Source organism: Burkholderia sp. SIMBA_062 (assembly GCF_046534765.1).
Lineage (GTDB): Bacteria > Pseudomonadota > Gammaproteobacteria > Burkholderiales > Burkholderiaceae > Burkholderia > Burkholderia ambifaria.
Genome location: NZ_JAWRYD010000035.1, coordinates 13,693 through 40,184, shown reverse-complemented (window position 1 = coordinate 40,184; position 26,492 = coordinate 13,693). Strand labels below are relative to the sequence as shown.

At 68.0% G+C, this 26,492-nt stretch carries 18 protein-coding genes and 1 pseudogene; 9 read left to right on the top strand and 10 right to left on the bottom strand.

The features are described 5' to 3' along the window. Positions 1-53 precede the first annotated feature (53 nt). Complete coding sequence (locus SB786_RS29155; RefSeq protein ID WP_410730479.1) at positions 54-2,252, top strand: penicillin-binding protein 1A; 2,199 nt, start codon at positions 54-56, stop codon at positions 2,250-2,252. A gap of 90 nt (positions 2,253-2,342) precedes the next feature. Here the strand turns inward: SB786_RS29155 and add are convergent, their stop codons facing one another. Both add and SB786_RS29145 read right to left on the bottom strand, forming a co-directional pair. Then, positions 2,343-3,443, bottom strand: coding sequence for an adenosine deaminase (gene add, locus SB786_RS29150; RefSeq protein ID WP_410730478.1), 1,101 nt, complete (start codon positions 3,441-3,443; stop codon positions 2,343-2,345). 46 nt (positions 3,444-3,489) lie between these two features. Beyond that, the gene (locus SB786_RS29145) at positions 3,490-4,839 is read right to left on the bottom strand and encodes an NCS2 family permease (RefSeq protein ID WP_410730477.1); all 1,350 of its coding nucleotides are present in this window, start codon (positions 4,837-4,839) and stop codon (positions 3,490-3,492) included. A 93-nt stretch (positions 4,840-4,932) separates the two neighbouring features. Between SB786_RS29145 and SB786_RS29140 the strand changes: the two genes are divergently transcribed. After that, positions 4,933-5,844, top strand: coding sequence for a LysR family transcriptional regulator (locus tag SB786_RS29140; RefSeq protein ID WP_126226051.1), 912 nt, complete (start codon positions 4,933-4,935; stop codon positions 5,842-5,844). A gap of 54 nt (positions 5,845-5,898) precedes the next feature. Here the strand turns inward: SB786_RS29140 and SB786_RS29135 are convergent, their stop codons facing one another. From SB786_RS29135 to SB786_RS29120, 4 genes are all read right to left on the bottom strand, one after another. Further along, on the bottom strand, positions 5,899-6,951 hold the full coding sequence (locus SB786_RS29135) for a nucleoside hydrolase (RefSeq protein ID WP_410730476.1): 1,053 nt from the start codon (positions 6,949-6,951) through the stop codon (positions 5,899-5,901). A 10-nt stretch (positions 6,952-6,961) separates the two neighbouring features. After that, complete coding sequence (locus SB786_RS29130) at positions 6,962-8,074, bottom strand: porin (RefSeq protein ID WP_410730475.1); 1,113 nt, start codon at positions 8,072-8,074, stop codon at positions 6,962-6,964. Between the two features lie 162 nt (positions 8,075-8,236). Then, complete coding sequence (locus tag SB786_RS29125; protein ID WP_410730474.1) at positions 8,237-9,616, bottom strand: hypothetical protein; 1,380 nt, start codon at positions 9,614-9,616, stop codon at positions 8,237-8,239. Between the two features lie 381 nt (positions 9,617-9,997). After that, complete coding sequence (locus tag SB786_RS29120) at positions 9,998-11,425, bottom strand: MFS transporter (RefSeq protein WP_410730473.1); 1,428 nt, start codon at positions 11,423-11,425, stop codon at positions 9,998-10,000. 486 nt (positions 11,426-11,911) lie between these two features. Here SB786_RS29120 and SB786_RS29115 point away from each other — a divergent pair, with 486 nt between their 5' ends. After that, positions 11,912-14,410, top strand: coding sequence for a DUF3772 domain-containing protein (locus tag SB786_RS29115; RefSeq protein WP_410730472.1), 2,499 nt, complete (start codon positions 11,912-11,914; stop codon positions 14,408-14,410). Between the two features lie 98 nt (positions 14,411-14,508). On the opposite strand, the gene SB786_RS29110 is transcribed toward SB786_RS29115, so the two are convergent. Further along, positions 14,509-16,020: an aldehyde dehydrogenase family protein gene (locus SB786_RS29110; protein ID WP_410730471.1), complete on the bottom strand. Its 1,512-nt coding sequence runs from the start codon at positions 16,018-16,020 to the stop codon at positions 14,509-14,511. 405 nt (positions 16,021-16,425) lie between these two features. On the opposite strand from SB786_RS29110, the pseudogene SB786_RS29105 reads away from it, so the two are divergent. The 3 genes and pseudogenes from SB786_RS29105 to SB786_RS29095 all read left to right on the top strand — a co-directional run. Then, positions 16,426-16,986, top strand: a pseudogene (locus SB786_RS29105) (lysine transporter); the annotation flags it as partial. 162 nt (positions 16,987-17,148) lie between these two features. Further along, positions 17,149-18,417, top strand: coding sequence for an NAD(P)/FAD-dependent oxidoreductase (locus SB786_RS29100; protein WP_410730470.1), 1,269 nt, complete (start codon positions 17,149-17,151; stop codon positions 18,415-18,417). Positions 18,418-18,535: 118 nt separating this feature from the next. Beyond that, complete coding sequence (locus tag SB786_RS29095) at positions 18,536-19,210, top strand: TetR family transcriptional regulator (protein WP_012366853.1); 675 nt, start codon at positions 18,536-18,538, stop codon at positions 19,208-19,210. A 149-nt stretch (positions 19,211-19,359) separates the two neighbouring features. Here SB786_RS29095 and SB786_RS29090 read toward each other — a convergent pair whose 3' ends face one another. Together SB786_RS29090 and SB786_RS29085 are read right to left on the bottom strand one after the other, a co-directional pair. Further along, positions 19,360-21,141 (bottom strand): phospholipase D-like domain-containing protein, encoded by a 1,782-nt coding sequence (locus SB786_RS29090; RefSeq protein WP_410730469.1) that lies wholly within the window; start codon positions 21,139-21,141, stop codon positions 19,360-19,362. A gap of 103 nt (positions 21,142-21,244) precedes the next feature. Further along, complete coding sequence (locus SB786_RS29085; RefSeq protein ID WP_410730468.1) at positions 21,245-22,003, bottom strand: DeoR/GlpR family DNA-binding transcription regulator; 759 nt, start codon at positions 22,001-22,003, stop codon at positions 21,245-21,247. Between the two features lie 217 nt (positions 22,004-22,220). Here SB786_RS29085 and SB786_RS29080 point away from each other — a divergent pair, with 217 nt between their 5' ends. The 3 genes from SB786_RS29080 to nadE all read left to right on the top strand — a co-directional run bounded on the left by SB786_RS29080 (position 22,221) and on the right by nadE (position 24,716). Beyond that, a complete protein-coding gene (locus SB786_RS29080; protein WP_006752380.1) occupies positions 22,221-22,406 on the top strand; it encodes a hypothetical protein in 186 nt (61 codons plus the stop codon). 366 nt (positions 22,407-22,772) lie between these two features. Further along, positions 22,773-23,642, top strand: a complete 870-nt coding sequence (locus SB786_RS29075; RefSeq protein WP_410730467.1) for a DMT family transporter — start codon at positions 22,773-22,775, stop codon at positions 23,640-23,642. Between the two features lie 225 nt (positions 23,643-23,867). Beyond that, positions 23,868-24,716 (top strand): ammonia-dependent NAD(+) synthetase, encoded by an 849-nt coding sequence (nadE, locus tag SB786_RS29070; RefSeq protein ID WP_175658704.1) that lies wholly within the window; start codon positions 23,868-23,870, stop codon positions 24,714-24,716. Positions 24,717-24,789: 73 nt separating this feature from the next. Here the strand turns inward: nadE and SB786_RS29065 are convergent, their stop codons facing one another. Next, positions 24,790-26,466, bottom strand: coding sequence for a S10 family peptidase (locus tag SB786_RS29065; protein ID WP_410730466.1), 1,677 nt, complete (start codon positions 26,464-26,466; stop codon positions 24,790-24,792). Between the last annotated feature and the right edge of the window lie 26 nt (positions 26,467-26,492).

Sequence of the window (26,492 nt, the reverse complement as noted above, 5' to 3'; positions counted from 1 at the left end):
AACGTTGCGCGGTTTGCTAGGATCGCGCCTTTTCCGACCGCGCTCCTGCCGCCGTGAATCGCTTCGTGCCGTTTCTCCGCAACCTTTGGCTTCGCTGCCGTGACGGCGCCCGCATGCTGGGTGCCGGCGCGTGGCAACGCGTGCGCCATCCGACGCGCCGCGGCGTCGCGCTGACCCTCGCCGCGATACCGGTGCTCGGCCTGCTGGTCCTGCTCGCGTTCGTGCCGTTCACGCCGAGCATCGGCGACATCCGCAAGGCGCGCATCGACCGTCCCGCGCGCGTGCTGTCGGCCGACGGCCAGCTGATCGCCGAATTCCGGCCCGTCAACCGCGAATGGGTGCCGCTCAAGCAGATCTCGCCGCACATGGTCGACGCGCTGATCGCGACCGAGGACCACCGCTTCTACGCGCATCACGGCATCGACTGGCGCCGCACGCTCGCGGCCGGCCTGCATACGTTCTCGGGCAGCCGCCAGGGCGGCTCGACGATCACGCAGCAGCTCGCGCGCAACCTGTATCCGGATGAAGTCGGCCGCGCGCCGACGCTCACGCGCAAGCTGAAGGAGCTGATCACCGCGTTCAAGATCGAGACGGTGTACAGCAAGGACGAGATTCTCGAGACCTACCTGAACACCGTGCCGTTCCTGTACAACGCGTTCGGCGTCGAGATGGCCGCGCGCACCTATTTCGGCAAATCGGCGGACCAGCTCGACATCGTCGAAAGCGCGACGCTCGTCGGGATGCTGAAGGGCAACAGCTACTACAACCCGGTGCTGAACCCGGAGCGGGCGGTCCAGCGCCGCAACATCGTGCTCGCGCGGATGGCGGCGATGGGCATGCTGTCGCCGCAGCAGCTCGCGCGATTGCAGCGCCGGCCGCTGCGCGTCGACTTCGAGCCGCAGACGGCCCAGCCCGGCCCGGCCCCGCACTTCGCGGTGCAGTTGCGCAAGTGGCTGATCGCCTGGGCCGACCGGAACAACTACGACCTCTACTCGGACGGCCTCGTCGTGCGCACGACGCTCGATGCACGGCTGCAGGACATGGCGACGCAAGCGCTGACGCGGCAGACGGAACGGCTGCAGGCGGTCGCCGACGGCGCGTGGCGCGGCCCGTCCGGCTGCGGGCTGCGCAGCGACCTGTTCCGCGGCTTCATCCGGCAGACATCCGACTACCGCGACGCGCGCGATGCAGGGCTCGCCGATGCAGCGGCACTCAAGCAGCTCGGCGCGAATCGCGCGTTCATGCAGGCGTTGTGCGAGCGCAAGACGCAGGTGCAGGCCGGCTTCGTCGCGATCGATCCGCGCAACGGCGCGATCCGCGCGTGGGTCGGCAGCCCCGATTTCGGCAGCGAGCCGTTCGATCACGTCACGCAGGCGCGGCGCCAGCCGGGCTCGACATTCAAGCCGTTCGTCTATGGCGCCGCGTTCGCGGACGGGATGCGCCCGGGCGATACGTTCGTCGACCGCCCCGTCGCGATCCCGATCGACGCGCACACGGTGTGGCATCCGACCGATGCGGAGCCGCCGACCGACGCGCCGATGACGCTGCGCGACGCGCTCGCGCTGTCGCGCAATCGCATCACCGCGCAGGTGATGCAGCGCGAAGGCGCGGCCAGGGTCGCGCAGCTCGCGCGCGCGATGGGCGTGCGTGACAGCCCGCTCGACGCGGTGCCGTCGCTCGCGCTCGGCACGAGCCCCGTCACGCTGAAGGAGATGGTGTCCGCGTACGGGACGATCGCGAACCGCGGCGTGTACGTCGCGCCGCAGATGATCACGCGCATCGAGGATCGCGACGGCAAGGTGCTCGCCGCATTCGCCAGCGCGCCGCCCGAACGCGCGCTGCCGGTGGCCGCGGCGCAGACGCTGGTCGACGTGATGCGCGGCGTCGTCGATTACGGGACCGGTGCCGACATTCGCTCGCGCTACGGGATTCGGATCGACGTCGCGGGCAAGACCGGCACGACGCAGGACAACACGGACGGCTGGTTCATCCTGATGCATCCGCAACTGGTGGCCGGCGCGTGGGTCGGCTTCGACGACGGCAGCGTGACGCTGCGCAGCGACTACTGGGGTGCGGGCGCGCACAGCGCATTGCCGATCGTCGGTTCGTTCTACGATGCGGCGCTGCGGGCGCGGGCGATCGACCCGCATGTGCAGTTCTCGCCCGACTTCCGGCCGCGCAGCGCACCGGCGCCGACACCGAAGCGGCGTCCGCATCCCGGCCTGTTCGACTGGTTGAAAATTTTCCGCTGATCGCCGCGCGGCGTCGCTCGACGCCGGCGGCAGGCGGCCTGCGTGAGCGCGTGAGCGATTCGCCGGCCGGCCGTTAAGGCACAAAGCTCATCAGCCCGCCGCGAGCGTCGCGGCCAGTGCGTCGAATTCCGGCGCCCACGCCGCGCGCCATGCGGCCTTCGTGTCGTCGTCGACCCACGCGCCGTCGATCCCGTTCAGCATGAACTGCTTCAGATCGGCGAGCGTGAAGCCGAAATGGCTGAACATCAGCTCCCACGCCTCGGACGGATTCACCTTGTGCAGCGTCGGATCGTCGGTGTTCGGATGGATCTTCAGCCCGAGGCCCGGCATCTTGCGCATCGGATGCCGCTCCGCCCATTGGTCCGGCGGCAGCGTGCGCAGGTAGTACGAATTGGTCGGCACGACCGTGAAGACGATCCCGCGCTCCGCATAGCGCGCGCAAAGCTCGGGGTTATCGACGATCGTATAGCCGTGATCGACGCGATCGACGTGCAGCAGATCGACGGCCGTCTCGACGTTGCGCCACGGCATTCCGAACTCGCCCGCATGCGCGGTCGTGCGGAACCCGGCCGCACGCGCGTCGCGATACGCCTTCCAGAACAATTCGGGCGGCCGGTCGTTCTCGCGATAGTCGATCCCGAGCCCCGCGACTTCGTCCGCGCGATTCGCCTTCATCCAGTCGACGATCGCGACCGCTTCGTCCGGATCCTGCTCGCGATCGATGCTCGGAATCAGGCGCGCACCGATCCCGAAATCGCGCGCGGCATCGCGAATCGCCGTCACGATCGCGGCCTGTGCATCCGCATACGGAATGCCCGACACGCGCACCGTACCCGTCGGATTCCAGAAGAATTCCGCATGCCGGACGTTGTGCGCGGCCGCATCCTCGAGATACTCGTACGCGATCCGCCGCAGATCGTCGGGCCGCGTGAGCAGGTATCGGTCGAGCGCGCGCAGCACGTGCAGCACGCCGACCGGCTTCTCGCCGCGCGCATAGAACGCGTCGATTTCCGCGCGCTCGATCGGTGCGCCGCTGCGCTGCGCGAGCGCGACGAACGTGTCGTGCCGCACCGCGCCGAGCAGGTGGCAATGCAGCTCGACCTTCGGCAGCGCGTGGAAGAAGGCCCGATGAGCGGCCGTGATCTCGATGCCCGTGCGCGCGGCCGGGACGTTGCCTGGTGTTTCCTTCATGTCTGTCTCTTTTGCGGTAGTGCCGATGCGTCGTGAACACCGTCTCTCAGTGCGGCTTCACGACGGTCCAGAAGTAGTAGCCGAGCGGCAGCGCGAGCACGACGAGCCCCCACGACACGTCGCGCCAGCGGCCGGCCAGCAGCTTGACGAGCACGTAGCACAGCAGCCCGCCCGCGATGCCGGTGCCGAAGCTGTTCGACATCAGCGTGAGCAGCACCATCGACATCACGGGCAGTGCATCGGTGAAGTCGTCGAAATGCGTATGGCGGATCGTCGCGAACATCGACAGCCCGATCAGGATCAGCGCCGGCGCGGTCGCCTCCTTCGGGATCGCGAGCGCGACCGGCACGAACAGCAGCATCGCGGCGAACAGCACGGCCGCCGCCAGCGACGACAGTCCGCTGCGGCCGCCGGCCTCGACGCCCGCCGCCGATTCGATCAGCGCGGTCAGCGCGGGAATGCCGAACACAGGGCCGAACGTCGCGGCGAGCGAATCGACCAGGAACGGCCGGTTGATATTCGGCAGGTTCCCTTGCCCATCGAGCAGGTTCGCCTTCGCGCCGACCGCGAGCGCGGTGCCGAGCGTCGAGAAGAATTCCGCCGCGAAGAACGCGAACAGGTACGGCGCGGCCGCAAGTGTCAACGCGCTGCGGATGTCGAGCTTGAACGCGATCGGCGCGATGCTGTGCGGCAGCGACACGAACGACGCGGGCAGATGCGTGACGCCGAGCGGCACGCCGGCGGCGGCCGCGGCGAGAATCGCGATCAGGATCGCGCCGGGCACCTTGCGCGCCTGCAGCACGATCGCGACCGCGAGACCGATCAGCGCGACGAGCGCACCCGGCCGCGAGAAGTCGCCGAGCGCGAACGCGTTGGTCTTCGCGTTCGCGACGACCATCCCCGCATTGCGCAGCCCGAGCATCGTCACGAACAGGCCGATCGATGCGCCGAGCCCGAGCTTGATCGGCACCGGAATCAGCCGCATCACGACGCCGCGCGCGCCGAAGATCGTCAGCAGGAAGAACAGCACGCCCGACACGCAGGCGATGCCGAGGCCCGTCTGCCAGCCGACGTGTTCCGTCGTCGCGAGCGTCACGCCGATGATCACCGAGCCGCCGATGCCGGGGCCGACGAGGAACGGCAGGTTCGCGTAGAAGCCCATCAGCGTCGTGAACAGCGCGAACACGATGATCGTCGCGGTCGTCGCCGCGCCGCGCTCCATCCCGCCCGTCGCGAGCAACGACGGGATCACGACGAGCAGATACGCGGCCGCGAGAAACGACGTGATGCCGGCGAGCGTCTCGGTGCGCATGCTGGTGCCGCGCGCCGCGAGCGCGAAGCGCCGTTCGAGCCAGTTGGCCGGCGTACGCGCCGGCATCGTGTCAGTCGCTGACATGGTGGTTCTCCTGTGATTCCGATTATTGTCCTGTGTCGGTTCGCGCGGCGCGGCCCTATACTGCCGCGTACCGCATCCGACCGTTATTGCCCGATGTCGTCCGACCGCTCGTCGCTGTTACCCGCACTCACGCTGCGGCAGGTCCAGCACTTCGTCGTCCTTGCGCATGCGCGCAGCTTCACGCAGGCCGCGCAGGCGCTGTCGCTCACGCAGCCCGCGCTCACCGCGTCGATCCGCCAGATCGAGTTCCTGCTCGGCGGGCGCCTGTTCGCGCGCACCGCCCACCGGCTCACGCTGACCTCCGCCGGCGAAGCCGTGCTGCCGCTCGCCGAGCGGCTGCTGAACCAGGCGCGCGGCACCTTCGACGACATGACGCGGCTCATCGGCGAACGCATCCAGACCGTGCGGATCGCGTTCATCCCGTCGGTCGCCGGCCGCCTGCTTCCCGCGCTCAACGCACTGCGCGGCACGCATCCGGCGTTGCGCTTCACGCTCACCGATCTGCCGAACAGCGCACTCGTCGAAGCCGTGCGCGACGGCGTCGCGGATCTCGGCATCGGCGTGCGCGAACCCGACAGCGACGACGGCACGCTGCACTATCAACAGCTCTTCGAGGACGAGATCGTGATCGTCGTGCGGCACGACGATCCGCTCGCCGGCGCGAAGAGCGTCACGTGGGCGAAGCTCGTCGACCGCGAGCTGGCCGTGTTCGTGCGCGGCAGCGTCAGCGAGTCGTTGCAGCGCACCGGCGGCGCCGCCAAGCTGCGCCTGAACGTCGCGTACCGGATGGAATACACCGAACCGCTGTATGCGCTCGCGCGCAACGGCCTCGCGACCGCGGTACTGCCCAGCCTCTACACGATGCATCTGCACGATCCCGAACTCGTCGCGCTGCGCGTCGAGAAACCACGCGTCACGCGTGCGATCTCGCTGATCTCGCTCGCCGCCGACGATCGCGGCCCGCACGTGCGCACCTGCCGCGAGTGGATCGCGAAGCACATCTGATCCGGTTCGGTGCGCGGCACGTCGCGTTGCGTCACGTTCGTCACGTTGCGCCGTTCAGGGCAGCTTCGCGATGCGCTCGGCGAGCGTCGCGTAGAAGCGGTCCGCGTCGACCTCGTTGATCCACGTCGCGTTCGGCGCGCGGCCGCTGCGCCCGTTCCAGTCGATCACCGTCTCGCCGAGCGTCCAATGCCCGGCCGTCTCGACGACCACATTCACCTTGCGTCCGCTGAACAGCGTCGGATCGACGAGATAGCCGACCGCCGTCGGGTCGTACATCGGCCCGTCGTCGACGCCGCGCCGCTTCTTGTTGTACGCGAGCTCGGCGTCCATGATGTCCGCGACGATCGCGCCGCAGCGGTTGCCGAGCGCACGGAACGGCGCGACGCGCGCCGGCGTGATCGGCGCCTTCACCGCGACGTCGCGCGGCAGCACGACGATCGGCACCCCGCTGCCGAACACGACTTCGGCCGCCTGCGGATCGACGTAGATGTTGAACTCCGCGGCCGGCGTGATGTTGCCGCGCTCGAAAAACGCGCCGCCCATCAGCACGATCTCGCGCAACGCGCCGCGGATCTGCGGCGCTTCGACCAGCGCGGTCGCGATGTTCGTCAGCGGGCCGAGCGCGCACAGCGTCACGCTGTTCGGCGCCGCGCGGCTCAGCGTCTCGACGAGGTACGACACCGCATGCCCGGCCGCGAGCGGCGCGCGCGGTTCGTGCAGCGCGACACCTTCGAGGCCGGTCTTGCCGTGCACGTTCGCGGCCGTCACGAGCTCGCGCACGAGCGGACGCGGGCAACCCGCGAACACCGGCAGCGTGTTCGTGCGGCCGGCCCAGTCGCGGATGATCCGCGCATTGCGTTCGGTCAGCTCGAGCGGCACGTTGCCGGCCACGGCGGTCAGCGCGCGCACGTCGAGGCGGTCCTGCGCGCCCAGCGCGAACAGGATCGCGATGGCGTCGTCCTGCCCCGGGTCGGTATCGATAATCACCGTGCGGCGCGCGGCGTCGCCGCCGGCCGCGAACGCGCCCGTTTCGGGCAACAGCGCGGTGCCGGCCAGCGCGGCGGACAGTTTCAGGAAGGTGCGGCGGGATGCGATCGGATGGGTCATGGTCGGGCTCTCAGAATACGTGCCGCACGCCGAGCGTGGCCATCATCTGGCGCGTGCCGGTCGAGCGTGCGTACGCGAAGATCTGCGCGTGATCCGCGTCGCCGGCCGCCTGCTGCGCGATCACCGTCAGCGCGACGTCGGTGCGTTTCGACAGGAAGTAGTCGGCCTGCAGGTTCACCTGATGCCATCTCGGTCGCTTGTCGATCACGTCGTACTTGCCGTTCGTGAACGCATACGCGGCACCGAGAAAGAGCTGCGGCGTCATCGTATAGACGACGTTCACGCCGATGTTCTGCAGGTGCAGATGCGAATTGTCGAGGTAATCGTAGCGCACGTCGGTAAACAGCGCCGCGAACTGCGCGCGGCCGATCGTGTAGAAGCCGCCCGTGCCCGCGATGCGCTGCCGGCTCGCGAACACCGCCGGCGACATCGCGCTTTTCGCAAAGATCAGGAGCGGCGACCCATAGTCGTTCGCGATCGCGCCGTCCGGATTCGTGCTGCTGTACGGATGGTTGTACTGCGCGTAGACCACGCTCCAGCGCAGCGGGCCACGCTCGTAGCCGAGACCGAAGCTGTACGCGCTGTTGTTCGCGAAGCCGGTCGCGTTGCTGAAGCCGTACAGCGCGGTGAACTTCAGGCCGTAGTAGACGGGGCTCACGTACTTCACCGAGTTCTGCACGCGGATGTCGTTGTAGCCGTTGTCGTTGTCGCCGATGTTCACGCCGTTGCTCGCGATGATCACGGGCCCGATGTAGTCGTGGATCGCGTCGTACTGGCGGCCGAACGTCAACGACCCGTAGGTGCGGTCGGCAAGGCCCACGTAGGCCATGCGCCCGAACTCGCGGCCGTTCTGCGCGGCCGTGCCCGTCATCACGTTGAAGCCGTTCTCGAGCTGGAAGATCGCCGACAGCCCCTGCCCGAGATCCTCCTTGCCCTTCAGCCCCCAGCGCGGGTTCTGGTTCGTGCCGGACAGCGCCTGCCACGCGTTCTTGCCGCCCTGGTTGGTTGCGTACCCGACGCCGGCCGAGATGAGACCGTACAGCGTGATGCTGCTTTGCGCAGCGGCATGGGTCGCGAAGGCGCCGAGCATCGCGAGCGGAGCAAGCTTGTAGAGAGTTTTCATGCGGGTCGTATGGTCGGTGAGGGTCCGGGCGCGGCAGGGTTTTCCGCGAAACCGGACTCGACTATACGAACGCCGATCGGATAATAAAAGTTTGCTTTTCTTATGTGTCGATAAAACGGATTTATTCTTATCCGACCACCCGCAGCGGCGGACCGGATGCCGTCAGTCCGCCGTGTCGCCGTTCTTCGGCAACTTCGACCACGCGTTGCGCCCCGGCGCCGGCGACCATGCCGGACGCGTCTTGCGCGCGCTGTCGATCACAACCAGGTAGCGGCCGGCGATCGGCGTGATGTCGCGATCGTGGCGCAGCACCCACAGCGACTTGCCGGCTTCGACGCGCGCCTGATAGTCGTCATCGAGAATGCCGTGCCGGTCGAGGAACGTGTTCAGCGACGCGGGAATCCGCACACAGCCTTTCGAGTGGCGGATGCCCAGCAGCGCCTCGAGACGGTCGGGATCGGTCGCGTGCATCTGGAAACGCATCGGCGACTTGCCGCCCTTGCCCCAACCGCGCTCGCCGTCCACCCAGCCGAAGTCGTAGATGCGCATGTCGCGATGGCCGTAGCCGCGAATGCCGTTGTCGTTCGTCGTGCCTTCCGCGCGGAAGTCCATGTTGTCGGGCGAATGATGGAACACGCCGAGCGGCGTCAGGAAGTGATCGTACTTGCCGGGCCAGCCGGTGCCGACCGGCGACGCGCCGATCATCAGCCACGCATTGGTCGGCGTCGCGCGGAAGTAGATGAACAACGCCTGCACGTTCGGCGCGCGGTCGACCATCGCGACGTACTCGCCGGCCAGATCGCCGAGGTCCGCATCGGCGAGAGCCTTCTGAAGGCGCTCACCGTACGCGCGCTGCTCCCTCGCGGGCACGTTCAGGCGCCGCGTGACTTCCCGCGTGAAGTCCTTGCGCATGTCGATCGCACGCGCGGTTGCGTTCTTCGCTTCGTCGGCCGACAGCGGCGGGTGCCGGCGCGGCGGCGTCGGCGCGGGAGCCTCGGCTTCGCTCGCGGGCGTGCCGGAAGCGGCCGACGCAGGCGACGCCGCCGATGCCGCGGACGCCGGCGATGCGGTGGACGCGGAGGACGCCGCCGATGCCGCGCTGGCAGGCGCAGCATGATTCACGGCCGATGCCGCGGATGCCCCGTTGGCCGGCGCAGCACGATGTACGGCGGATGCCGCCGATGCCCCGATGGCAAGCGCAGCATGATTCGCGGCGGATGCCGCGAACGCCCCGTTGGCCGGCGCAGCACGATGTACGGCGGATGCCGCCGATACCCCGTTGGCCGGCGCAGCATGATGCACCGCGGATGCCGCGGACGACGGCGTTGCGCCCAAGGGCGCAGGCGCCGCCGAAGCCGGATGCGCGGGCGATGCAGTTGATGAGGATGACGTAGCAGCGGACGACGGCACGTCGGACGCGGCAAAGGCTGACCGCTCGACAAGAACGGAAATCGGGAGAGCGGCCGCGAGCCATACGGACGCGGCGACGGCGAGGGTACGGCACCGCGGCTTGGGCAGCCGCCGCGTGAGGTCGGAAAGCATCATACGATCGAAGCCATCGGCCGATCCGGCCGCCGCACATGGCGAACGGCGCGTCTACCGCACGAGCCATCGACACGCCGCAGGCATCGCATGCCGCGGCGCCGACGCCTCTACGCGGTGGAGCCGTTCGCAGTGCAACGCGTTCGGCACGATGGCGGCTAGTGAGTCGTCAGGTCTTTCATTTTACCCGCGCAGATGACGATCCGCAGGGCCGAACCCCCGGTTTGACGGCGGTTTTGCGCTTCGTCACGCTTTGTTTCAACTCGTTGCCGATTGCTTTGCCGCCGCATGGCAGGCTAGTGCGTTGCGCGTTTCGGCAACATGAAACTGCGCGCACGCTAGCGCTCCGCCCGAACACGCAACACAAGCGCCCCGCCCTCTCTATTTCGAAATCGCTTCAAGCGCGATGCCTTTGGTGCGCGGCCCCATGAGCCCGATCGCGGCCATCACGATTACCATCGCGCCGGCGATGAACGCGAACACGCCGAACGTGCCGAAGCCTTTCAGCACGGCCGCGATCACGAACGACGAGAAGATCGCCGAGAAGCGGCTCCACGAGTAGACGAAGCCCACCGCGCGTGCGCGGATCGACGTCGGGAACAGCTCGGCCTGATACGCGTGGAAGCTGTACGACATGATGTTGCTCGCGAGCGTGAGGCCGATGCCGAGCACGATCAGGAACGCGCCCACCGTCGTCTGACTGAACAGCAGCCCGCAGACGACGATCGCCGCCGCCATCGCGACGATCACCGACTTGCGCTCGAAACGGTCGGCGATCACGAGGCCGATCAGCGGACCGAGCGGCGCCGCGAGCGCGATCACGCTCGAATACATGAGGCTCGACGTGATCGTGATGCCCTGCTTGATCAGCAGCGTCGGCACCCAGTTCGCGAAGCCGTAGAAGCCGACCGTCTGGAACACGTTGAAGATCGTCATCATGATCGTGCGGCTGCGATACGGCGGCACCCACATGTCGCGGAAGCTGCCGCGCGGCGGCACCGGCTCGGCCGGCGCGGGCGGCGGCAGCGGCCGACCGTATTCGGCTTCGACCTTCGCCTCGAGCGCGCGCATGATGCGGTCGGCTTCGTCGATGCGGCCCTGCTGGGCGAGCCAGCGCGGGCTTTCCGGCAACGCGCGGCGAATCCACCACACGAACAGCGCGCCGTGCGCGCCGATCAGCACGACCCAGCGCCAGCCGTCGAGACCGAGCGGCGCATGCGGCACGAGCAGGTACGCGAGGAACGCGACCACCGGCACCGCGACGAACCCGACTGCCTGCTCGCACGCGAATGCGCGGCCACGGATCTGCTTCGGCACGAGTTCGGAGATATACGTGCCGATCGTGACCATCTCGACGCCGAGGCCGAGACCGACGACGAAGCGCCAGAAGTTCAATCCGCCCGCGGTGTCCTGGAACGCCATCACGACGTTGGCGGCCGTGTACCACAGCAGTGACCACGTGAAGATCGCCCGGCGGCCGAAGCGATCCGCGAGGAAGCCGCATGCGATCGTGCCGATGAAGAGGCCGGAGAACAGCGCGGCGATGAAGCTCGCGACGCCCGTGGTGCCGAACAGGCCGTGCGTCGTCGCGGACAGGATTCCGCTTTTCACGAGGCCCGGCGCGACGTAGCCGCTGTACAGCAGGTCGTAGAGTTCGAAGAAGAAACCGAGGCTCAGCAGCACGACGAGCTTCCAGACGCTGCGGGTCGGCGGCAGGCGGTCGAGGCGGGCTGAAATCGAACCAGCGTCGATGGGGGCAGTTCGAACGGGTTCCGCTACGGAAGAAGGATCAGGCACGGTCGATGCCATGGTGGCGAGTCTCCGGATTATTGATTGTCTTGGCGCTACCAGAGGGCATTGGCAAGCGGCTTTGCGCATTTTAGCGAGGCGAGCGACCGAGCACATCAATCGTTGAAGCACCGTCGCCGGCGACAACGCGCCGGAACGCCCGCGATCAACCGCTGCGTCGACGACTGCCCCGCGCCCTCGATCCCCATTTATAAACTCCTTAAGTGCGCGAGCAGTATGTAAATTTCGTAACTATCGATCCGGCTGATCAAGCGCGTCGAATCGTCGAAACACCGCTTTGCTGGTTCGGCAAAATCGGCGCTCGCCCTGTTGGCACGGGCGAGAGCGGCCATTTCGGGCGCCGCCGCCGACGCCCCGCGGGGCCGGATGCGCGCATATCTGTTCGAGTTTCGTTCGAGCCGCACCCCGGTAACATGCTACCGGGCCAACTCCCGGCTTCCGGGCGCCTTTCGGCGTCCGATATTGTCGGCAAAACGTAAGCATTCCATGTCCATACAACGACTCTCCACGTACGCACGCCGGATCGCACTATTCGCATTGCTGCAGTTCGCCGCGCTCGCGACCGCGTCGGCGTTTCCGGGCGCCGCATCCGCGCCGAACGCGAGCGGCGTCGGCGCCCCCGTGCCGACCATTTCGCTGAGCGACGCGGTCGCGCAGCTCAAGCAGATGCAGGGGCAACAGGATCGCATCAAGCAGCAGACGTCGAACGCGACCAACAGCAAGGAGCTCGACGGGCTCGGCGAAGCGACGCAGGAACTGAGCGCCGACGTCGAGAAGCTGCAGAGCGAGCTCGCGCCGCAGCGCACGCAGATCCAGGCTCAGCTCGACGTGCTCGGCCCGCCGCCGGCGCCAGGCGCGTCGCCCGAAACGCCCGCGGTCGCGCAGCAGCGGGCGACGCTGAACGCGCGCAAGGCGCAAATCGAAGCGGCGCTGAAGCAGGCGGCCGACCAGAAGGCCAATCTGGCGAACCTGAACGACCAGTTCTCGAAACTGCACCGCAGCCTGCTGCGCAACCAGCTAGCGTTCCGTTCGGGCAGCATCTTCGGCGCGCAATTCTGGCTGCCGCTGTTCCATCTGTCGCCGGACGATGTCCAGCGCCTCGAGGACTTCAACGACGAACTGCGCGACATGCTGCGCTCGTCGTGGACACCCGGCCAGCGCGCCATCACCGCGCTGCTGCTGATCGCCGCGCTCGCGGTCTGGCTCGGCGGCCGCCGCCTCCTCGAACGCGGGCTCGCGTGGTTCTGCCTGACCCGTCTGCCGCCCAGCCGGCTGCGCCGCAGCGCACTGGCTCTGGCGACGGCGTTCTCGACGCTGCTGGCGACCGAGGTCGCCGTCCAGGTGCTCTATCTCGCGCTCGCCCGCCACTACGAGCTCACGCCGTCGATGAGCGATCTGTGGGACCAGTTCGCGAAGCTCGCCGTGACCTGCGCGCTGATCGCCGGCCTCGGCCGCGCGCTGCTCTGCACGAAGCATCCGTCGTGGCGGCTGCCGGCGCTCGCCGATTCCGTCGCGCTCGCGATGCGGCCGTTCCCCGGCGTGCTGGCCGCGCTGCTGCTGATGTCCGGCACGCTCGAATCGATCAACCGGATCGTCGATACCAGCCTGTCCGTCACGCTGTTCGGCCGCGGCATCGTATCGCTCGTCGTCGCGCTGACCGTCGGCGCGTCGATCCTGCGCGCGAACCGCGTACGCACCGCGCTCGCGGCATCCGGCGAGGCGCCCGAGGAGCGCTCGACGCTCGCGGGGCTGATCCACGCGGGCGTCACGCTGGCGATTGTCGTGTCGCTCGTTGCGCTGCTGATCGGCTACATCACGGTCGCGCGCTTCATCACGTACGAGCTCGTGTGGTTCGAGATCGTGCTGTGCAGCGTCTACATCCTGACGCAGCTGACGCGCGACGCCAGCGAAAGCCTGTTCTCCGCGAACCTGTCGAGCGGCAAGCAGATCAAGCACCTGTTCGCGCTCGACGACCGGCATCTCGAGCAGGCGCATACCGTCGTGTCCGGGCTCGGCACGAGCCTGCTGATGCTGGTCGCGGCCATCGCGCTGGTGACGGGCGGCTTCGGCACGACGCCGAGCGACCTGCTCGACAGCGCGATCGCGATGATCGGCGGCCAGCGGCTGCAGAGCCTGAACATCATGCCCGACCGGATCCTGAACGCCGTCATCGGGTTCGCGATCGGCTTCTACCTGCTGCGCTCGGTGCGCCGCTGGCTCGACAACGAATTCATGCCGGCGCTCGGCATGGACGCGGGCATGCGCGTGTCGCTGGTCACGCTGTTCACCAACGTCGGCTACGTGCTGCTCGTACTGATGACGCTGGGGCTGCTCGGTGTCCGGTGGAGCAACCTCGCGTGGATCGTCAGCGCGCTGTCGGTCGGTATCGGTTTCGGCCTGCAGGAGATCGTGAAGAACTTCGTGTCCGGGCTGATCCTGCTGACGGAGCGGCCGGTGAAGGTCGGCGACATGGTCAGCATCGCGGGCGTCGAAGGCGACATCCGCCGCATCAACGTGCGCGCGACCGAGATCCAGCTCAGCGATCGTTCGACCGTGATCGTGCCGAACTCGCAGCTGATCTCGCAGAACGTGCGCAACGTGACGATGGGCAACAGCACGCAAGGCGTCGCGACGCTGACGCTGACGTTCCCGCTGAACACCGATCCCGAGCAGGTGCGCGACCTGCTGCTCGATGCGTATCGCGAACACCCGGCGATTCTCGACAAGCCGGCGCCGTCGGTCACGTTCAGCCAGCTGGCGCCGGACGGGATCACGCTGAGCGTGACGGGCTACGTGGCAAGCCCGCGGATCGCGAGCTCGACGAAGAGCGACCTGCTGTTCGAGATCCTGAAGCAGTTGCGCGCGGCGCAGATCACGCTGTCGACGCCGCAGATGCTGGTCGTGCAGAACATGCCGGCGCTCGAGGGTTCCACGCAGTACGAGCCGGAAGCGCACACGCGGGCGCGCGCTGGTCGATCCTTGTAGCGCACGCAGCACCGGAAACGACAAGGGCCGGTTACCGCTTCCCGCGGTAACCGGCCCTGTTCATTCAATCGTCGAGGCGCCCTGCCGGGCGCCGCGCATCACACGTCGAACTTCACCCCCTGCGCCAGCGGCAGCTCCCGGCTGTAGTTGATCGTATTCGTCGCACGACGCATATACGCCTTCCACGCATCCGAACCCGACTCGCGCCCGCCGCCCGTTTCCTTCTCGCCACCGAACGCGCCGCCGATCTCCGCACCGCTCGTGCCGATGTTCACGTTGACGATCCCGCAATCGCTGCCCGCTGCCGACATGAACTGCTCGGCCTCGCGCATGTCGTTCGTGAATATCGCCGACGACAAGCCTTGCGGCACTGCGTTGTGCAGTTCGATCGCATCGTCGAAGTTGTCATAGATCATCACGTACAGGATCGGCGCGAACGTTTCGCGCTCGACCACCGCCGATTGCTTCGGCATCCGCACGATGGCCGGACGCACGTAGTACGCATCCGCATGACCGATGTCGACGCGCTCGCCGCCCTTCACTTCGCCGCCCTGCTCGCGCGCATCGGCCAGCGCCTTCTGCATCGCGTCGAACGACGCGCGGTCGACCAGCGGGCCGACGAGCGTGCCTTCCTCGAGCGGGTTGCCGACCTTCACCGACGCATAGGCCTTCTCGATGCGCGGCAGCAGTTGCTCGACCAGGCTGCGATGCACGATCAGGCGGCGCAGCGTCGTGCAGCGCTGGCCGGCCGTGCCGACCGCCGCGAACGTGACCGCGCGCACGACGAGGTCGAGATCGGCGCTCGGCGCGACGATCATCCCGTTGTTGCCGCCGAGCTCGAGGATGCCGCGCGCGAGACGCTGGCTCAGCACCTTCGCGACGTCCTGGCCCATCCGCACACTGCCCGTCGCGCTGACGACCGGCACCTTCTTCGACGACGTCAGCACCTCGCCGACATCGCGCATGCCGAGCACCAGCTGGCTCAGGCCCTGCGGCGCGACGCCCGGATGGGTCTTCTCGAATTCGCGGATCGCCTTCTCGAGCAGCACGTGGCATGCAATCGCGGTGAGCGGCGTCTTCTCCGACGGCTTCCACACGACCGAATCGCCGCACACGAACGCGAGCGCCGCATTCCACGCCCACACCGCGACCGGGAAGTTGAACGCCGAGATCACGCCGCACACGCCGATCGGGTGCCACGTTTCCATCATCCGGTGGCCCGGGCGCTCCGACGCGATCGTCAGGCCGTAGAGCTGGCGCGACAGGCCGACCGCGAAATCGCAGATGTCGATCATTTCCTGCACTTCGCCGAGGCCTTCCGACGTGATCTTGCCGGCTTCGAGCGTGACGAGGCGGCCCAGCTCGGCCTTGTGCTCGCGCAGCACGTTGCCGAACACGCGCACGAACTCGCCGCGCACCGGCGCCGGCACCGTGCGCCACTTGAGGAATGCGTCGTGCGCGGCGTCGATCTTGCGCTCCGCGTCGGCGGGCGAGTCGACCGCCAGCGTCGCGAGCGTCGCGCCGTCGAGCGGCGAACGCGCGGTCAGCGCAGCGCCTTTCCACCGGGCGAGATCGATGTCGAGCGCAGCAAGAATGTCGTTGAATTGCATCACTTCCTCTTCAGGGACAGATTGATCGGTGCGGCGGCGACGCCGCCCGCGTGATTCGATTGGAGCGCGTTCGCGCGCCTTGCGCAAGCAGATGCGCGCCCCGGCCGGCCCGACGCGCCGCACGGCGCATCGTCCGCGCGCCGTCGCCGATACCCCGGCCGATCGGCACGCCCTCGCCTCGCGAGGCACGATCCATAAGACACATTGTCGGTGGCCACAAGTCGGCCCGCTATTGATATTAACTCACCACTTCATTCCGAAACCGCAACACCCCGGCGGGACGAATTCCCCGCTTTCCTTAACCGCATGAGACTTGTCCAAAGCCCGTGACCCGGCCAGCCGCCGCGTGGCCGCCGGCCCCGACATGATGAATAACCCGCATTACCCTGTGCAGAAATATCGTTTGCCGCGCGTGCCACCGCCGCACACAATCGGGTCGCGTCGAAGTGGACCGCACCCGGCGCCACGACCGCCGTCGGCGCGCTCTGCTTCCTCACGTCGCTGTACGGCGACAAGACGGTCGACCTGTGGATGCTGAACACGTCGGGCATGGCCGGCTTCATCACGTGGCTCGACATCGCGATCAGCCACTACCGCTCCCGCAAGGGCCTGCTGAAGCAGGGCTATCGCGTCGACCAGCTGCCGTATCGCTCGAAGTGGTTCCCGTTCGGCCCGATCTTCGCGTTCGTGCTGTGCGCGGTCGTCGCGCTGGGCCAGGACTACCAGGCGTTCATGGGCAGCAAGATCGACTGGGGGAGCGTGGCCGCGACCTATATCGGCGTGCCGTTCTTCGTTGCGATCTGGCTCGGCTACGCGCTGGTGCGCAAATGCCGCCTCGTGCGCTACGAAGACATGGAGATCGCGCCGTGGATCGAGCGCAACGCGACGCCCGACGCCACGCAGAAGGCCGACGCCGGCTATCCAGCCTTCGTCGCCAGCCCGGCCAATCCGACGCCCGGCGCCTGACGTCTGGTAAGCCCGCTAATTCCGGCAATCCCGGTTACGCAGCGGCCGCCGCCCGAGCGCGGCGGCCACTGCGCTGAAAACCCCATTCGACGCGGCGCGCGCGTTCAGGCAAGATCGACGCGCGCCGCCTGTTTTTCCGCCGTTACGACTCATCGAAACCGCATGCAGAACTTCTACGAAGCCACCGTTACCCGCCAGCCCTACCCGCAACTGACCGGCCCGATCGATACGCAGGTCTGCATCATCGGCGGCGGCCTCGCCGGCCTGTGCACCGCGCTCGGTCTCGTCGAGCGCGGCGTGCAGGATGTGGTCGTGCTCGACGGCGAACGGGTCGGTTTCGGCGCGTCGGGCCGCAACGGCGGCTTCGTGTTCGGCGGCTACAGCCTCGACAACGCAGATCTGCTGCGCACGCTCGGCCGCGACGAAGGCCGTCGCCTGTATCGGCTCACCGTCGATGCGGTCGAGCTGATCCGCGCGCGGATTGCCCGCTACGGCATCGACTGCGACATCGTCGACGAGGGCGTGATGCTCGCGAACTGGTTCGACGATCCGGCGCGGCTCGACAGCGTGCGCACGCTGATGAAGCAGGAATTCAACGTCGACTGGAAACCCGTCGCGACGGACGCGCTGCGCGCGCGGCTGAAGACGCAGCGCTATCACGGCGGCCTGTTCGAGCCGAACGCGTTCCACTTCCATCCGCTCAAGTACGTGCTCGGCGTCGCGGCGGCCGCGTCGCGCGGCGGCGCACGCGTGTACGAACGCTCGGCCGCGCTCGGCATCGCGCGCGAAGGCGCCGGCTACGTCGTGCGCACGGCGCACGGCACGGTGCGCGCGAAGGACGTCGTGTTCGCCGGTGGCGGCTATGCGCGCGGCGTGTCGCCGCGCATCGAGCGCGCGGTACTGCCGATCGCGACCTACGTGATCGCGACCGAACCGCTCGGCACGCGGCTGCCGGACGCCATCGATGCGCCGTACGCGATCTACGACACGCGTTTCGCGTTCGACTACTACCGTCCGCTGAAGGACACGCGAATTCTGTGGGGCGGCCGGATCTCGGTGCTCGACCGCGGCCCCGACGCGATCGCGCGGCTGCTGCGGCGCGACCTGCTGCGCGTGTATCCGCAGCTCGACGGCGTGAAGGTCGAATACGCGTGGGGCGGGCTGATGAGCTACGCGCGGCACAAGATGCCGCAGATCGGGCGCGACGCGGACGGCGTGTGGCACGCGATCGCGTTCGGCGGCCACGGGATGGCGCCCACCACCGTCGCCGGCGAAGCGCTCGCCGCCGCGCTGGCCGGCGAGCGGCCGGTGCCGGAAGGCTTCGCCGCGTTCGGGCTCACGCGCACGTTCGGGCTGGCTGGCCTCGCCGCCGCGCAGCTCACGTACACCGCGTACCAGGCCCGCGACGCACTCGCGTCGTGCCGCCGCTGAACCGTCGCGGCAGCAGCCGAAACCGCGCCGCCGATTAGAGCGGCGAGTCGGCAGAACGGCGATTTCCTGCATGCTAGAATGATTTTTTCATGCCGCCGCCAACGCACAACAAAGTCACATGAAAGCTGCAAGCAAGGCCGCCACGTCCGAAAGCCGCGCGCTTGCGACCGATGCGCGGCGCAAATACGATCCCGAGCAAACCAAGCGCAACATCCTCGACGTCGCCACGCAGGAGTTCTCCGCGATGGGCCTCGCCGGTGCGCGCGTCGACGCGATCGCCGAGCGCACGAACACGACGAAGCGCATGCTCTACTACTACTTCGAAAGCAAGGAAGGCCTGTACGAGGCCGTGCTGGAGAAGGTGTACGGCGACATCCGCGCGCTCGAGCAGGAACTGCACGTCGGCGACATGGAGCCGCGCGAAGGCATGCGCCGGCTCGTCGAATTCACGTTCGACTATCACGACAAGCATCGCGACTTCGTCCGCCTCGTGTCGATCGAGAACATCCACGGCGCGAAGTATCTCGAACAGCTGAAGTCGTTCAAGAACCGCAACGTCAGCATCATCAAGACGCTCGAGGAACTGCTCGAGCGCGGCGCGGCGAGCGGCGCGTTCCGCAAGGACATCGACGCGTTCGACCTGCACCTGCTGATCAGCTCGTTCTGCTTCCACCGCGTGTCGAACCGCTACACGTTCGGCGCCGCGTTCGGCCGCGATCCGTCGGCGCCGCGGCTGCGCGCACGGCATCGCGAGACGATCGCCGACTCCGTGCTGCGCTACGTCGCCGCGTAGTCGCACCGCGCGATTCTGCGCGATTCCACCCGAAGGCCGACCGACATCACGACGCGTGCAACCGGCATGAGCCGGAAGCACGTCGCGCTTCCGGCCGAGCGCAGGCGTCATGCGTCATGCGTCATGCGTCATGCATCATGCGTCGCGCGTCAGTCGGTCGGCGCGGTCGACGCCAGCGCGATCCGCGCCTTCTCTTCCGGGCTTCCCGCCACGTAATACTTCTTCGCCCAGCTCGAATCCTGCGTGAGCGCGAGTTGCCGATGCGAACCGGCGCCATGCTGTTTCGTCTCGATCGCCAGCGCCCGCGCGCGATAGTGCTCGTAGAGCCGCAGGAATTCCGCGAGATAGATCGCCGCGATCCGCGTGTCGCGAATCTCGAGCAGGTTCTCGTCGTTGTACTGCTCGGAATTGCGGCTCATGTTCGCCGAGCCCGTATAGACGATCGGGTTCGCGCCTTCCGCATCGATCACGATGAACTTGTGGTGGATCACGACCGGCGGATAGGCCGGCGCCGGTTCGCCCGGAAAGAGGCGCAGCTCCGGCTCGAAACCCCGCGGCACCGTTGCCGGCGAGAAATACGCGGCATCGATCACGTCGCGACGATCGCGCCGGCGATGGTACAGCTCGAGGTTCGCGAGCGTCGCCGCATCGAGCGACTGGCCGTCGTGCTGCGCCGCATCGGCCTTCGTCGCGCTGCCGGCGCTGATGCGGTTCACCAGGCCGAACATCATCAGGCCGCGGTCGCCGGCCGCGAAGCATGCGTCGCGCAGCGCCGCGTCGGTCGGCATGAACAGGCAGAACGACACCGAATGCTTCGCGGCCGCGATCGCGGCGACAATCGTATCGATCTCGGTGCGTTGCCCTGCCAGCTCCGGCGAAAACGCGACGCGCACCTGCGCGCTGCCCACCGTCAACGGCGCCGACCAGCCCGGCGACAGCCGCGCCGTCTCTGCGATCGACGGATTCGCGGCCAGCGCATACGCACGCTCGTTGTACAGCGCGGCGAGCGCCGGCGAATCGAATGCGTGCAGCACGTTGGCCTGCGCCGTCAGCCCTTCGGTCGTGAAGTTCGCGGAGCCGGTCAATACGCGCGCGGGCGTCGCACTCCCGGGCGCGTCGGTCACGATGAACTTGTCGTGCATGATGTGCGTGCGGTCGCGCGGCGCCAGCGTCGCGAGGCCCTGCAGCGCGTCGACGGCCGGCTGGTTCGGCGACGGCTGCGCCGGCTTGCCCTTGCGCGCGGTCGTGTGCGCGTCGTAGACGATCGCAAGCGACGTTTCGCCGTGCCGGCGTCCGAACGCGTCGAAGGCCGGCAGCGCCCACAGCCGGTCCGTCAGGTGATAGACGGCCGACACCGCGCGCGACGCGGGATCGAGCATCTCCGCGAACACCTGCTCCATGTCGTTCGCGAGCCACGTGCGCAACTTCAGCGCCTGCGCCTCACTCGGCGCGGCGCCCGGCGCGAGACCCAGCGCCGCGACCTGCTTCGCGAACGCCTGCGAGCTCACCACTGCGCGGTTGAACCAGGTGCCGATGCCGTCGACGATATGCGCGGGCAGCACCACATCGCACACGCCGGCTTGCGCATCGAGCACCTGCAGGTTTGCCGGCGTACCGACGACGGGAAAGACGTCATAACGGAACGACGCATCGCGATCCGGCGGATCGATGCGCGCATCCCACCACATGAATTTCTGGATCGGCGCCTGGTCGGTCGGCGCGTCGCCTTGCGTGTCGGCGGCCGGACCGTCGAACGTCAGCCGGTTCGGCAGCCAGCTGTTCGGCGCCCGCGTCTTGCCGTCGGCCGACCAGAAGCCCGGTGTGCGCCGGATCGCAAAGCCGAGGAAATCGGTGCGCGACGCCGCCTCGGGCCAGTCGAAGGCCAGCAGGACCAGGGTGGGTGAAAGATAGCTGCGGACGCTGACGGTCATTCGTGCTCCTGGCGTTTCGGCCGAAAGAGATGAATGGGTCAGTGTTGACGGCGGTTCTTCCCGGGCGATGACCGTTCGATGAACCTTGTGTGTCGGACCCGCGTCAGTCGCACACGAGCAACTCGATGCCGCGTGCGGCCAGCGCGCGGCGCACGGCCTTGTCGGGCGTGCGCTCGGTGACGAGGTAGCGCGCGGCCGCCGTGCCGTTGATCCGCACCGGCGTCACGCGGCCGAACTTCGAATGGTCGGCGACGATGACCGCCGTGCCGGCCGCCGCGATCATCCGGCTGCGCACTTCGGCGGCAAGCCGCGAGTAGTCGGTGCAGTCGCCGTCGGCCGTGATGCCGCCCGCGCCGACGAACGCGAAATCGACGTGGTATTGCGCGAGTTGCTGGATCGTATCGAGCCCGAACGTCGCGTCCTCGTCGTCGGACAGCTCGCCGCCGAGCAGCGTCACGCGATTGCCGTTGCGGCGCGCGAGCACGAACGCGGTGCGCCAGTCGTTCGTGTAGATCGACAGCCGGTGCCGGTCGGCCAGTGCGAGCGCCACCGCATGCGGCGTGCTGCCGGAGTCGATCAGCACCGACGCATCGTCGGGCACGAATCCGGCCGCGCGTCGCCCGATCGTGCGCTTCGCTTCGGCGTTCGCCGCTTCGCGCTCGGACAGGCTCGGCTCGCGGCGGTCCGCCGCCAGCGCGCCGCCGTGCGTCATCACGAGCAGGCCGCGCGCCGCGAGCGCGTTCAGGTCGCGCCGCACGGTTTCGCGCGACACGTCAAGCGAGCGCACGAGTTCGGCAACCGACAGCGCGCCCGATCGGCCGAGCTCCGACAGAATGTATTGATGACGTTGTTCCGCCAGCATCGCAATGCGCCCGAGGCGACTGGTAATGGGTAAGCCAGCCATTGTATTACGGCCGTTTGACTGCCATTTGACGACGCCGCGTTCGGCAGCGGCCGCGCTTCACGCCAGCGAAAACGCCAGCGAAATTCTGTATTGCCGGATGCGCGCGAATCGGCGCGGCAAGCGATTGCTACACTTTGCGCTTCGCGTAACGACAGACCATCAAGGGGCTTGCGCAATGTATCGCAAAGGCAGTGTGCTCGAAATCCAGTTTTCGCCGGAACGACTCAACGACGGGGCCGGCGATCCGTACTGGATCGACCTGACGCTCGACGAAGCGCGCCGGCTGTACGAACAACTCGCCGCGCGCTTCGCGACCGACGCGCGCGCAAACCAGCCGCTCGACACGTTCTCGCTCGACTGATCTCCGTTCCTTTACCTGCGTTTACCTGCGCCACGGCGCGCCTTCATGCCGCGGCCCTTTCGCCGGCCGGTGATAACCGAACGGCTGGCTCGACTGATCTCCGCTCCTTTGCCCGCGCCATGGCGCGCCTTGGTGGCGCGGCCCTTTCGCCCGGCCCTGTGATAACCGGAGGGCTGACACGCTGGCGCGCTTGCGCCGCATCACATCCGCGGTCGCCGCTTGCAGCCGAAGCAGCGCGGCCCATGGCCGCTGCATGCATCCCGCACGCGCGACGACCGAGTGCAGAATCCGACAAGACGGCGGCACCGCTTCATCCGATACTGACCGACTTCACGATTCACCCGGCCGTATCGCGGCCCGCCACGCATGTTTACCTCGCTCGTCGCCGCGGCTTTCGTCGCGCTGTGGTCCACCGGCTTCATCGTCGCCCGGGCAATCAAGCCCTACGCCGATCCGAACCTGTTCCTGCTCGCGCGTTTCGCAGGCACGGCCGCGCTGTTCGGCGCGGTCGCCCTCGTCGCGCGCGCGCCGTGGCCGGCCCGCCGCGAATGGCCGCGCCACCTGATCGCCGGTGCGCTGCTGCAGGGCGTCTATCTCGGCGCCAGCTACTGGGCCGTCGCGCAAGGGCTGAATGCGGGCGTGATGGCGCTGCTCGGCGCGCTGCAGCCGCTCGCCACCGCCGTGCTCGCCGTGCCGCTGTTCAACGAGCGACTGCCCGCGCGCGGCTGGCTCGGGATGGCGCTCGGGCTTGCCGGCGTGGCGCTCGTGCTCGCGCCGAAGGTCGCGGGCGGCGTCGCGCCGTCGCCGGGCGCCGCGCCCGCGTGGTTCGTCGTGACCGTATCGATCCTGGCGGTCGGCTCGATCACCGCCGGCTCGCTGTACCAGAAGGGCAAGCTCGCGCGGAACGACCTGCGCACGGCCGTCGCCGTGCAGAACCTCGGCGCGGCGATCGTCGCGGCCGTTTTCGTCGTGCTGCTGCATGAAACGCGCTGGATCGGCGCGCCGGCGCTGTGGATCTCGCTCGTGTGGGGCGTCGTGTTCCTGTCGGGCGGCGCGGTCACGATGCTGATGTGGATGCTGCGGCGGGGCAACGCGGCGCGCGCGACGTCATTGCTGTTCCTCGCGCCGCCACTCGCCGCGCTGCAGGGGTACCTGCTGTTCGGCGAAACGCTCGCGACCGTCCAGCTCGCCGGCTTCGCACTTGCGCTGGTGGGCGTCGTGCTCGCGCGGCGCTGACGCACGCGGTCAGACGACAGGAAGCCCATCACCGCCGCTCCCGCCCTGCATCGAAACGCAGCATCCGCGCGCACGCCACGGTGCGCCGCCGCGCGCGCCGCACCATGACGATGCACCGCGTCTCGCCGATGCAACGCGAAGCGGCCGGATCGCATGCCCGGCGCGGCACCGCGCCACGATTGCGCTTATGATGGGCGCCTCGCATTTCGTTCCGGAACCACCCCCATGACATCCGCCGATTACGCCAGCCGCCAACGCGCGATCATTGCCGAACTGAACGTCGCCCCGCACTTCGACGTCGACGCCGAGATCGCCCGGCGCGTCGATTTCCTCGCGCAGTACCTTCGTTCGAGCGGCCTGCGGACCTACGTGCTCGGCATCAGCGGCGGCGTCGATTCGTCGACGGCCGGGCGGCTCGCCCAGCTGGCGGTCGAACAGTTGCGCGCCGGCGGCTACGATGCACGCTTCATCGCGATGCGCTTGCCGAACGGCGTGCAGAACGACGAAGCCGATGCGCAGCGCGCGCTCGCGTTCGTGCGCGCGGACGAGACGTTCACCGTCGACGTGAAGCCCGCGGCCGACGCGATGCTCGCGTCGCTGGTCGCGTCCGGCCACGCGTTCGAAACCCCGGCGCAGCAGGACTTCGTGCACGGCAACATCAAGGCGCGCGAGCGCATGATCGCGCAGTACGCGGTAGCCGGCGCGCGGCGCGGCATCGTGATCGGCACCGACCACGCGGCCGAATCGCTGATGGGCTTCTTCACGAAATTCGGCGATGGCGGCGCGGACGTGCTTCCGCTTGCCGGCCTGAGCAAGCGCCGCGTGCGCGCGGTCGCCCGCGCGCTCGGCGGCGACGAACTGATCGTGATGAAGGTGCCCACGGCCGACCTCGAGGAACTGCGTCCGCTGCGCCCCGACGAGCACGCATACGGCGTCACCTACGACGAGATCGACGATTTCCTCGAAGGCAAGACTGTCGCCGACACGGTGTACGAAACGGTGCTGCGCTTCTACGACGGTTCGCGCCACAAGCGCGCGCTGCCGTATACGCCGTTCGACTGGCCGACCGCGTAAGCCGACCGAGCAAACCGGCCCCGCGCCGCGCGAACCATGGCGGTCACGCGCGGCACGTGCACGACGGGCTACGCTACGCGTGCCCGCCCGTCTTCTTCGCCTGCAGCGCGCGAATCCGCAGCCGGGCGCCCGTGTCGCTGACCGTCGCGTCGTACATCGTCGCGAGATCGCGCTTGAGCGCGGTGCGTGAACCGCCGTCGAGATACACCATGTGCCCCGACGGATAGAAACGCGCGGACAGGTTCTGCCGCACCTTCCGATCCTCGAGCGGCATCTGCTGCAGGTCGATCACGGTCTGGTAGAACGGCGTGACGAAATCGTACAAGCCGTTCGCCGACAGCACCTTCAGGTCGACGTTCAGCGCCATCACCGCGGCGAGGTCGCCCGCCGTGTAGAGGATCACGTTCCCCTTCGCATCGATGCCCTGCTGCGCGCCGGTCGGGTCGATATGGCTGAAGTCCCAGTTCTGGAACGCCTGGTCGTTCAGGTCCGTGAACGCGGAGTTCGACGTGAACTTCAACTGCTCGTTCAGGTAGCTGTTCCACATCGCCGTATAGACGCCCGTCACGGCCGTCATCGTCGGATCGTTGCCGCCCGAGTTCGGATCGATCTTGCCGGCGATGCCGGTCGAGATAGCCGTCACGCGGCCGTCGTACGAACCGAGCGCGAGCCCCTGCGCCTGCAGCAGCGTCGTCAGGAACAGCGAATTGCCGCGCGCGTTGTAACCCGCGATGTCGAGCCCCCAGGTCTGCAGCGTCGCCGTGTCGATGCCCGTGTAGTCCGACAGCTTGCGCACGGCGGCCGGGTCGGCATGCGGCACGTTGCGCAACGCCTTCAGGTAATCGGTGCGCGCGAACTGCGCGACTTCCTCGATGAACGCGCCGAGATCGGCCGGCGCCGGCTTGACGCCGAGCTTCTTGTGATACCACGCGTCGGCCGCCGCGGTCGGCAGCACGCCGACCGGGTTGCCGGCCTGCCGGTAGTCGAGGATCGACGACTGCAGCGTGACGCCGTTCAGGTCGACGCCGTCCTCGTGCAGCTTGTACGCGAGCACGCAGCTGCGCGCGGTGCCATACGACTCGCCGAACAGGTATTTCGGCGAATTCCACCGGTTGTTCTTCGTCAGGTAGCGCTTGATGAACTGCTTGAGCGAATCCGCATCCTGGTCGACGCCCCAGAAATTGCGGTTCTTGTTCGGCGCGACGGCCGCCGAATAGCCGGTGCCGACCGGATTGATGAACACCAGGTCGCTGTGGTCGATCATGCTGTCCGGGTTGTCTTCGAGGTGGTACGGCGCGGGCGGCGTGAACCCCGGCATCGACGTCTTGATGCGCTTCGGCGCGAACGAGCCCAGCAGCACGAACACCGACGACGAACCGGGCCCGCCGTTGTAGAAGAACGTGACGGGCCGCGTTTCCTCCTTCGCACCGTCGGCCGTGAAGGCGACGTAGAAGATCTTCGCGGCCGGCTGCGAACTGCTCGGGTCGACCGTCACGAGATGGCCGACCGTCGCCGTGTACGCCATCCGCTTGCCGCCGATCAGGATCGTGTGGTGCGTGATCGCGGCCGCTTCGGTCGTGTCGGTCACCGAGTCGTCGGGGCCGTTGCCGTACGCGACCGGATCGAAGAACGGCTGGTCGCGGCCGTGGCTCAGCGCGACGGGATTGATGGTCGGCGGCACACCATGCGAATTATGGTCGCCGTGATGCAGCGGATACACGCCGCCGGAAGATGCGGAATCGATGCCCATCGTGCTGCTCCTGGAGGTGAAAAAAG